Annotated in this window: 8 protein-coding genes; 4 read left to right on the top strand and 4 right to left on the bottom strand. The window is 39.5% G+C overall.

The window, feature by feature from the left end:
* Positions 1-5 precede the first annotated feature (5 nt).
* Positions 6-809 (bottom strand): alpha/beta hydrolase, encoded by an 804-nt coding sequence (locus RMY64_RS36330; RefSeq protein WP_322702646.1) that lies wholly within the window; start codon positions 807-809, stop codon positions 6-8.
* Between the two features lie 205 nt (positions 810-1,014).
* Here RMY64_RS36330 and RMY64_RS36325 point away from each other — a divergent pair, with 205 nt between their 5' ends.
* The 3 genes from RMY64_RS36325 to RMY64_RS36315 all read left to right on the top strand — a co-directional run bounded on the left by RMY64_RS36325 (position 1,015) and on the right by RMY64_RS36315 (position 3,623).
* A complete protein-coding gene (locus RMY64_RS36325; RefSeq protein WP_322702645.1) occupies positions 1,015-1,833 on the top strand; it encodes a DUF1206 domain-containing protein in 819 nt (272 codons plus the stop codon).
* Positions 1,834-2,039: 206 nt separating this feature from the next.
* A complete protein-coding gene (locus tag RMY64_RS36320; RefSeq protein ID WP_322702647.1) occupies positions 2,040-3,194 on the top strand; it encodes a glycoside hydrolase family 10 protein in 1,155 nt (384 codons plus the stop codon).
* 12 nt (positions 3,195-3,206) lie between these two features.
* On the top strand, positions 3,207-3,623 hold the full coding sequence (locus tag RMY64_RS36315) for a DUF2358 domain-containing protein (protein WP_322675576.1): 417 nt from the start codon (positions 3,207-3,209) through the stop codon (positions 3,621-3,623).
* Positions 3,624-3,644: 21 nt separating this feature from the next.
* Here RMY64_RS36315 and RMY64_RS36310 read toward each other — a convergent pair whose 3' ends face one another.
* Positions 3,645-3,917, bottom strand: coding sequence for a hypothetical protein (locus RMY64_RS36310; protein WP_322688155.1), 273 nt, complete (start codon positions 3,915-3,917; stop codon positions 3,645-3,647).
* Between the two features lie 484 nt (positions 3,918-4,401).
* Between RMY64_RS36310 and RMY64_RS36305 the strand changes: the two genes are divergently transcribed.
* The gene (locus tag RMY64_RS36305; protein ID WP_322682604.1) at positions 4,402-4,863 is read left to right on the top strand and encodes a hypothetical protein; all 462 of its coding nucleotides are present in this window, start codon (positions 4,402-4,404) and stop codon (positions 4,861-4,863) included.
* 123 nt (positions 4,864-4,986) lie between these two features.
* Here the strand turns inward: RMY64_RS36305 and RMY64_RS36300 are convergent, their stop codons facing one another.
* Both RMY64_RS36300 and RMY64_RS36295 read right to left on the bottom strand, forming a co-directional pair.
* Entirely contained in the window at positions 4,987-5,796 is an 810-nt protein-coding gene (locus tag RMY64_RS36300; protein WP_322702644.1) for a prohibitin family protein, read from the bottom strand.
* 93 nt (positions 5,797-5,889) lie between these two features.
* Positions 5,890-10,080, bottom strand: coding sequence for a filamentous hemagglutinin N-terminal domain-containing protein (locus tag RMY64_RS36295; RefSeq protein WP_322702643.1), 4,191 nt, complete (start codon positions 10,078-10,080; stop codon positions 5,890-5,892).
* Positions 10,081-10,437: the final 357 nt, after the last annotated feature.

Raw genomic sequence — 10,437 nt, 5'->3', positions numbered from 1 at the left:
TAATTTCAGTTATTTACTACTTGCTTATGTCGGAAAGTGACAGAAGAGGGATAAGCTGCGGTGTCGTAGGTTAGTTCCTTGCCAAGTGCAGGGTCATTTTCTCCCCAAATCATCAGTGTTGGCACTTCCAGAACGCCCCAATTTGGATTTAGCATTCTTTGTTGAAAAATATTGCGGTAGTAGTTCAACATTGCTGTGAGGGCACCGCGTTTTGCAGCAGCATTTTTATAAGCGTCAATATCCGCTTTACTGAAAGCACTCTTGTTAACTGCCAAATTTTTAAAAGTTGTTTCAATAGCTTGATAGTCTGAAGACTGTAAAAGTAATTCTGGTATCCACGGTAGTTGAAAGAAAAATACGTAGTTGCTACGTAGCAACTGTTGGGGAGTGCGTAACCCTTGGGCAAATTTAGCAGGATGAGGTAGGTTAAGAATAATTAATTGTTCTAACATTTCGGGGTGAGTGTATGCGAAATTCCAAGCGATCGCACCACCCCAATCATGTCCAACTAATACACATTTTTGATATCCTAATCCTTTAATTACTCCCTCAACATCTTTGATAAAATCATCCATGACATAAGCTGATTGCTCATTTGGTTTATCACTATCGTTGTAGCCACGCAAGTCAAGGGCAACGACTTTAAAATTTTGGGCAAATTCTGGTATTTGATGCCGCCAAGAATACCAAAACTCAGGAAACCCATGCAACATCAACATTAAAGGGCCTTCACCTTGGGTAACGTAGTGTAGTTTTACCCGATTGGTAATTATATATTCGTGTTTCCAAGAACTTTCTATTAGAGACATAATTAATCCAAATTCAGCATTAAAAAATACTAAATACTAATACTGTACTTAGCAAGTGTAATATTATTTTGATCGGCCTCACATCTATTGAAAGACAGTATTCCGATAGTGATTTTTTGCACAAATATTAGACAATTTGTCTTGAGGTAGATGTGAATCGTGGGCAAATTTTGGTAAAAGGTAGATATAATTCTTCCCAACTACCATGACACAACAGTTGACAAACCATCCTTCATTGTGGGTTGAGCGACTGGGACGATTTGGCTATATTTCTAAGGGAGTAGTTTACGGTATAGTTGGACTACTGGCAGCACAGACAGCTTTTGGCAGGGGTGGTAAAACAACTGATACGCAAGGCGCTCTCCAAACAATCGTCAACCAGCCATTTGGTCAATTTTTGCTGACTCTAGTTGCAATTGGCTTGATTGGATACGTAATCTGGCGTTTTGTACAGGCAATTAAAGACCCAGAAAATAAAGGTAATGATGCCAAAGGTTTAGCAATACGAATTGGTTACGCAGTTAATGGCTTGATTTATGCAAGTTTAGCCTTAAGTGCTGTGCAAATCGTTATGGGTACAGGCAGTGGTAAAAATAGTAGTGATTCTACTGAAGATTCGACAGCACGTTTGCTTTCTCAACCTTTTGGCCAATGGTTAGTTGGAACTGTGGGGGTGTTTGTAATTGCTCTAGGTTTCTATCAGTTTTATCAAGCTTTTAGTGGCAAATTTCGTAAAGAACTCAATTTAACTGAATTAAGCAACACACAAGCCCAATGGGTAATGAGAATTTCCAGATTTGGTTTAGCGGCACGGGGTATCGTATTTTGCATTATCGGTTGGTTTTTAATTGAAGCTGCAAGGCAATCGAACGCCGCTACCGCAGAAGGTTTGGATGAAGTATTACAGACGCTAGCACAACAGCCTAACGGAGCATGGCTTTTGGGTATTGTGGCACTAGGTTTAGTTGCTTATGGGATTTACATAATAATACAAGCGCGGTATCGTCGACTAGTCAGTGTTTAGATGGTGCAGTGTCGAGAATTTCAATTAAACAGAATTCAGGAATTAGGAGTCAAAATTCAGAATTAATTCTGTACGATTGGCGGACGAATAATCGGGTTTAAAACCCCTACAAAACAAGAAAATTTGACCCACTAATTGCTTCTGACTCCTGTTAGCGGTAGCGGGGCGTTTAGCCCATTGTGACTCCTGAATTCTTCTTCAAAGAAATGGCAATAATAGAAACTCGTGGTATTTGGTTGACTACTACTGATAGTCAAGTTCTTAGATCGAAAGAACGCATTGCTGAGGCGATGGATTTCCTGGCCGAAACGGGATTTAATGTGGTGTTTCCCGTTGTTTGGAACAAAGCAGTAACTCTGTATCCCAGTCAAACAATGCAGCAGACATTTGGAGTCGAAATTGACCCGATGTCTGTAGGTGGCGACCCTTTAGAAGAGGTGATAGTTGAGGCGCGGCGAGTCGGGTTGAAAGTCATTCCTTGGTTTGAATACGGTTTTGCCAGTTCCTACAATTTGAATGGTGGTGTACTTTTACAAAAAAAACTGGAATGGGCTGCGCGTGATTATAAGGGTAACTTACTGAAGAAAAACGGCTTTGAGTGGTTGAATGCACTCGATCCACAGGTGCAGGAATTCTTCTTAAACTTAGTGCTGGAAGTTGCGAATAATTATGATGTGGATGGTATTCAAGGAGACGATCGCTTCCCTGCATTACCCTCTGAAGGTGGCTACGATCGGGTAACTGTCAACCGTTATCGCCAGGAATTCGATCGCAATCCACCACAGAACCACAAGGATAAGCAATGGTTACAGTGGCGTGCAGATATTCTCAGTGAGTTTTTGGCGCATCTCTACTGGAAGGTGAAAGCGGTGAATCCTAATTTATTAGTAGCGATCGCACCTAATATCTATGATTGGGCATTCCAGGAATATCTGCAAGATTCACCTGCATGGCTGAAGCGGGGAATCGTTGATATGATTCAGCCGCAGATTTATCGCCGTGACTTTAGGAGTTATCAGGCGATCGTTGATAAACTAGTAAACCAACAGTTTACAGATACAACACTGCCCAAGTTAGCACCAGGAATATTGATGAAGCTTGGCTCTTACTGTATTAGTCCAGAATATCTGGTGCAGGTAATTGAATACAATCGTCAACTTGGCATTCAAGGAGAGGTATTCTTTTTTTACGAAGGTTTGCGCGAGAATAACAATGCCCTTGCTAAAGTTTTGCGAAATGGGCCTTATGCTAAGTTTGCATCATTTCCCACATTGTCAGATTTGAGTGCAGGTGGTGTGAGTCACAAGACGACATCTTCTATTTGGTCAGGAATGGAAAATTTGTTAAAAAAGATTTTTTAAGGAAAAAGGCGCGTGGAATATAAATTGTCAGTGGAAAAGGTAATTAATACTTTAAAAGAAGATTTACCGACACTTTTTGAAAAAGATATTTCTTATGACATTTATACACAGGATATCTATTTTAAAGACCCCGTGAATACATTCAAATACAAATTTAACTATCGCATTATATTTTGGACTTTACGATTTCACGCTCGGCTCTTTTTTACCCGAATTTTCTTTGATGTACATGAGATTTATCAGTCAGATGAAGATACGATTTTAGCAAAATGGACAGTGAGGGGGGTGTTGCGCGTTCCCTGGAAAGCAGGGTTACTTTTCAATGGCTATTCGACATATAAACTCAATCAAGATAATTTTATATACAAGCATATCGACACCTGGGATAGAAAGCCAGGGGAGATTCTACGACAGTTTTGGCAAAGGTAAAGCAATAGCTAATTTGATTTTTTACGAGCCTTGTAAAATCTCATTAATTTGACTGATTCTCTGTTTTATTTGTTCTGTCAGAGAATTTCTTAATAAGTCCAGATTTTCTGCTGAAAAGTTTAGTATTCCTAAAGCATATAATAGGCTAGAAACACCAATAAATAAAGCCAAAATTCTCCCAAAACAACCAGGATTGATTTCAATAAAAGCTAATTTAGATTGTCCAATTACAGCAATCGTTATAAAAACAATTCCTGCTATTACAAAGGTGCTATTTGGAGTTAAATCTGTCATTTTTCGATTAAGATGCTTTAGCACTTTTATTGTAGCTATTATTAGTTAAAATTTCTGCTTCTGCTAAATGCAAAAACATAAAAATTTTACAACTCAACATCCACCCCAAACTAATAAGGCTCTGGCTATTACAGTATCGGTCTTGGAATTCATAGTATGCTATGATTTAAAAAGGGATATTTAGACTTTAAGACTTGTTGAGCGACAAATAGCCTTAATTGTCTAAATTGTGTATAAATTGTTTCTGTTTTGCTCAGATACCGAAACAAAAACCCATATTTTGTAAGCAGCGACCTAACTGATATGTCTCTAGATATAAATCAGATGTTTTTAAGTGGCAGCTGATTTAAACCTCAATTTTGCTGAAACTATTCTGTGGTAAAACCTTCAGCATCAAAAAGCCAAAATGTTATCACTCGTGTACTAGACGTTAATTTAGTTTATATATTAAACTGCACTAAGACGATAGGAATAGTGGGTTTTTATGGAAAGCGTCCAAAACGTTAGTCAAGAGTTGAATGTAACAAGAGACACAGCACTAGAGCAATTACAACAGTCTACTCCAGTAAAATTCAAAAAAGACATTTTCAAAAAACTCAGAGGTGGATTTTTTCTGGTACTAGGATATTTACTATCACCACTATGTTGGTGGAATGACCTACTATTCAATCTGCCAATAGCTTATGGTTTTGGGTATGCATGTAGTTTACTTTCCCCAAAATTGCTTCTACCTTGTTCAATTATCGGATATTGGCTCTCTAATATTGTGGGAATTCTCTTGATGCAATTCGGTTCTAAGGACATTTTTCAAAAAGAACCTCAAGAGCATAACCTCAAAAAAGAATTGTTCACAGGTCTAATTTCTTCAACAGTTTATACACTGTTGATTATGCTATTGATCCAGTTGAAGATTCTCGATTCTCCCATTTTATTCTCCAACAGTTAATTTAGTCGATCATCCTTTCTCCAAAGGAATCGATAGTATGGGCGCACCTCTATACGTCCATACTATTTCAAAAAATCAGGGTTTTGAGTCTGTTAATGGAGAGTAAATCAGCGAACAAGAAGATCAATTCTCATCAAATTTTAAAAATTCACTTAAATTCAATAATTTTGGAGCCTCCTTACTTACAATTAATGGCAACTTACCATTCCATTTTTCTAGTGCTTGCCTTTGCAGAATTTCTGGAGTTAAACCATCACGTAATAATCTGTGCGTCTCAGCCTCTCCTTTGGCTAAATTCACTTTTGCTTCAGCCTCTTTTGTTGCTTTCAATGCGATAAATTCTGCTCGTTTTGCTTCTTGTTCAGCAATCTGCTTCGCCTCCACCGCCTCATCAAATCGTTCTGAAAAATGGACATGAACTAGAGAAATATCATCAACTGCAACGTGATAGCTACCCAATCTTGTGGACAAGGCATCATCTACTCCACTCTTGACTTCTCCTCGTTTAGTAATAATTTCTTCAGCAGTATACTTTGCTATTACTGCTTTTAGTACTTCTTCAACGGCTGGGCTAATAATCCGAATAACTACATTTTGTTCATCTCCAATTTCCTGAAAAATGACATTTATTTCCTGGGGAATAATATGCCAATTGAGAGCTACATCGGCAAAAACATTTTGTAAATCTTTGGAAGAAGCCTCAGCAGAAATTTCCTGTTTTTGAACTCTAATACTCAACTTTTTCACAGTATTGACTACAGGAATAATTAAGTGAAGTCCTTCTCCTAATATCTGGTTTTGTACTTCGCCAAATTTCATTAATACACCACGTTCTCCTGCATTTATAATCACACAAGGCGTGAGTAAGAGAGTTATCAAACACAAAAGAGCGGTCAGTTTACCGGCACTGTTAAAACTTGTAATTTTTATCATCTGTGTGAACCATGTATGCATCTTGCATAGAGACACATATTTAGGAGTTATGGGCTTCTTCCCGTCATGATTTTAGCTCGACTTGATCCAAAATTAAGAACATTCTCGACTCAATAGCAACTGCCCATTATTCAGCCGATATAGACCTTGCGGTTCGATAATCGGATCGCCTTTCTTCCAGGGACGGGATGTAGTTTCGACACCTCTCACCTCACCAGTTATGTAGTTAGAAACCAAAACCCCAGGACGATTAGTAGTCAAGGCACCAGAACCTGTGATGGTAAAAGAGTTTTCTTGTCGCTTTGTGCCGCGTGAAATGCAACTATTGGCGATGAGTGCATTAGCATCGATGACTGGAGGTAATTCGGTGAAGCTATTTTGGATGGAACTGGTATCAGGTACGTTAATGTTGATCGCACCTGAAACACCTAATTCGGAACTGGCAGTAATATCGCTTTTTTCAGTTGGCTTTGGACGCGCTTCGATACCGAAGATACCTTGGGAGTTAATTTCGACATTTCCACCGCGTCCTTGAAAGGCATTGGCGCTAATGTCGCTGTTTTCTTTGGGAATGGCGACGATAAATTTTGAGTTGATATTGATGTTACCGCCATTGCCACCAGCTTGTGCCGTACCTGCGTTGGTGGAGATTTGACCACCACGTCGCATGAGAAGTAAATCCCTAATTCCCAGCTTAATATTACCCCCATTGCCTGATGCTGATTCAGCGATGAATCTTCCCTGTTTATCTAAAGTAACTTTGGGCGAGTTAACTTCAATATCACCTGCAACACCAAAGCCTGAAGAACGAACAAAGAAACCACTATTAGCATCATCTTCGGGAAACCTTTTAAGAAGTTGAGCTTCTGTATTCTCAGGATTTATGTAGGTATCTGAAACAATTACTTGGTCTTTAGCATTGACTATAATCTTACCTGCATTACCACCTCCTGTAGTAGTTGTAATAAGTTGCCCCCCATTACTAGCCTCCACTATTCGTGCATTGACTGTAATATTTCCACCATCACCAAAATTATAAGTTCTTGCGTCTAATAAAGCACTATCAGATATTCGAAAAACATCAGTATTTACAGTGATATTGCCACTGTTACCTATAGTTACAGTATATGTAAATAATCCACTGGAATTGCCAGTGATTGGATTAAAACCAGAAATATTAACACCATCAGTTGCGTTAATTTGGATATTTCCAGCTTTAATAGAATTGGTACTAAATTTAAAAAAATCTATGGAAGGATTTCCAGGAGAAGTAATTTCTACACCAGCAAAAGCTCCACGGCTAATGGCAACAAATTGAGCGCCATTCGTTAAGGAGAGAGAGTGAGATGTAACATTAATTTCTCCCCCCTTACCCAATCCCTCTTCTTCTACAGAACTAAATATAAAACCATTTGAAAAAGACGCAGAATCCTTGGCTTGTATGAAGATATTACCTGCATTTCCTTCTCCAAAGGTACTAGTCGAAATTCTGGCATCATCCGTTACAGATAACGAGCCAGAGGATATAGTAATGTTTCCTCCTTTACCAACTGTTCTTCTTCCTAAGTTGCTTCTAATTCCACTTGCCTTTCCTTCTCTGATTCCAGCGATCGCAACTGCACCCGTGACATCGATATTAACATTGCCTGCATTTCCCTGGTTGAATGGCTGTCCGACAGAATTGTCATCATTATTTTTAACAGAGGTTACTAGTTGAGCGCCATCACTAATGGAGAGTGAAGCGGCCTTAATGTTGATATTGGCACCATTACCCTCACTTTTTGACTCCACGTCACTGAGGATGCCAGTATTATTTCCTGAAATTGAAACAGAACCAGAAGCACTAATAAACACATTTCCTGCATCCCCTCGTCCAAAAGTACTAGAAGCTAATTGAGCGCCGTTGTTCAAGAAAAATGAGCCAGTAGTGATATTAATATCCCCTCCTGTACCCGCACCTGTTGCTTTGACAATGCTGAAAATGCCATCACTTCTGTCAATAGAGACTGTATCACTGGCATTAATTATCACATTACCTGCATTTCCCTTTCCAGCAGTACTTACTTCTAAGCCAGCACCATTAGTAATGAATACTGATCCAGTATTAATGAGGATTTTACCACCGTTACCTACCGCTCCTGCTAGTACTAAACTGCGAGCCGCGCTATTTAATCCATTACTGCCTATACCATCAAAAACAACTGTATCACGAGCATCGATGCTCACATTACCTGCATCTCCTCGTCCAAGGGTGCTAGTAGTTAAAAAAGCACCATTTGTAACAGACAGCAATCCTGTGGTGATGTTAACACCACCTCCTTTGCCTACCGCTCCTGCTCCTGATATGCTGAAAGCCGCACTGGCTGCTCCATCAAAATTTACTGTATCGCTAGCATTAATGGTTACATTACCAGCATCTCCCTGACCAAAACTGCTGGCACTCAATTGTGACCCGTTGTTCACAGAGAGCTTTCTAGTGTTGATGTTTATCGTACCTGCTTTCCCCACTCCTCTAGCATTTACAAGAGCAAAGGCTTGGCTTCCCACATCAAAGAAGGCTATATCACTGGCATTGATATTCACATTGCCTGCATCTCCTCGTCCACTAGTACTGGCTGATAATCCTGCATTATTAGTGACAAAAAGTGACTTAGTGGTGATATTGATGCCACCAGCTTTACCTACCACTCCCTCTCCTAATATGCTCAAAGCCGCACTGTCTGCTCCATCAAAATGTACTGTATCGCTAGCATTAATGGTTAGATTACCAGCATCTCCCCGTCCAAAACTGCTAGCACTCAGTTCTGAACCATTTTTCACAGACAGCGACCTGGCATTAATGTTGACATTGCCACTTTTTCCTACTCCTTCAGTTGTCGTTAGGCTATAAGCGTAGCTCTTTTGATCAAAAGAGACACTATCGCGTGCATTGATATTAATAATCCCTGCATTTCCTCGTCCACTAGTACTAGCAGACATGTATGTATTATTGCTCAAAGATACTAACCCAGCTTTAATGGAAATATTGCCAGCATTCCCGACTGCTTCATTTCCAATTCCGCTATAAGCATTAGCCCCATCAAATAAAACATTTTCACGAGCATCTATAATGATATTTCCCGCATTCCCTTGTCCTAAATTTGAGGCAGCAAGTAGAGCGCTATCCTCTAATGTGAGGGAACTAGAATTTATGGTAATATTACCTCCATTGCCTTTTGCTCCCAAATTCACAAAATTGTAAATTCCGCTCCCAACTCCAGCAACTTTGATTTCTCCGGTAGCATTAAGTGTAATATCACCTGCAACAGTCTCAGGTGTACCCAAACCTTGCCCAATGCCAGCAATCAGTACACTTTCTTCTAAAATATCTATATTACGAGCGTTGACTATGATGTCTCCACCATCACTAGCACTTACATTTATATTTGCAGCATTTTTGAGAGACACATCTGCCCGCGTGACATTCTCTGGAAACGTTAGACTGAAATTATTATCATCTAGCTGAAGATTGATATTTCCAGGAGCAGATAATCCTCCTAACTCAACTCGACCACCATAGGCTCGCAATCTGCCACCATCCATATTAATGTCGCTACCTACAAGCAGTAAACTCTTCCTATCTGGCACTCGTAAACCAGATGTATTCATGCCTGAAGGAGATATTCCTGCTGGTACAATTGAGTTATTTTGAATTGCTGCATTCTGATTAATCTGATTAAAAAATAAAATCGAAGGATTAATAGTCAATAATGGCGCGGCTTGGGGATTTGTGGCACTAAAAACACCCTGATTCCCAAATTGTACTCCGTTCGCCGTCGTCCCCACAAAGGAACCCTGCACATCTAGACTGGCATCTTTTCCAAACACAATCCCATTAGGATTTATCAAAAATACATTAGGATTAGAACTACCAAATGTGCCGAGTCTTCCCAAAATTTCTGAAGGATTATTACCTGTCACCCGTGCCAAAATATTTTGGATGTCTGCGCTAGGACTGAAGAAATAAGCTGCCCGTCCCTCGCTGATATTAAATTCTCCAAAGCTGTGAAACAGATTTATTTGGCGAATTGCACCACCTGTAATTACTTCAATTGGTTGTCCCTGAAAGTTGCCTATAACTTGAGATGACTCAGTACCAAGTGTACTATCAGGTACGATATTACTTTGTTGTGCCTGGGTTTTGTTAGTGAGGAGACTTACACTTAAGCAGCCCAGCAACCCTGCCAATCCCAATTGCAAACACTTGTGTAATCCGTATTTTCTCGTCATAAGACGCGCTTTCATATAGATTATTCCAGTATCTAATAAAGCTGTACCTTTGGACTATAAACAAGCGAATACTCGTTAAGTATGCAGTTTTCTGCAATAATGGGGCGATGTCTGATATGACAAAGACTGGACGGCGATAAAATAAATATGTCCTAAGCTTAGTGTTTTTATAGTTCGCCAAAATTACGATAAATTGTTAGTGCGATCGCTCTACAAATGGAGATTGCAAGTACTACAATAATCAATCTGAATATAGTTATTAATTGCTGTCACAGAACCATAAATAACAAAAAGCCCCAGGCTGTGGAGCTAGGGGCTTTTATTAAATTATGGTTCCTGGCATCGAGCTATTTTTGCGTAGGGCAACCCCTA

It is taken from the genome of Nostoc sp. DedQUE08, assembly GCF_034530895.1.
In the GTDB taxonomy this organism is placed as follows: domain Bacteria; phylum Cyanobacteriota; class Cyanobacteriia; order Cyanobacteriales; family Nostocaceae; genus Nostoc.
Note: the sequence above shows the minus strand (reverse complement) of the source record. Positions and strands in the feature narration are given on the sequence as shown.